Here is a 254-nt window from a genome sequence, read left to right on the forward strand (position 1 = left end):
TGCTCTGCTCTGCGGCAGATTGAATTGAGGCCTTGCCGAGCCCGAACAGGGCGCACGCGTTGTCGCGGCCGATCTTGATGCGGTCGCCTTCGGAGATGGCAGCCGTGTCAAACCAGTCGGCGGCGTGGTCGATGTTCTCGAATGGCCAGTCGGCGGAGAAGAGGATGCGGTCGGCGCCGATTTCGAGCATCGCGTCGATCAGCGCCTGGGTGCGGAAATTGCCCGACGTGGTGATGTAGAAATTTTCAAGTCGG

At 61.4% G+C, this 254-nt stretch carries 1 protein-coding gene; it reads right to left on the reverse strand.

Translation table 11 applies throughout. The features are described from left to right. Positions 1–254, reverse strand: a 254-nt coding sequence (locus RAD10_RS42275; protein WP_461622066.1) for an amidohydrolase family protein, incomplete at both ends; no start/stop codon positions are given.

Source organism: Bradyrhizobium sp. 23AC, assembly GCF_054863025.1.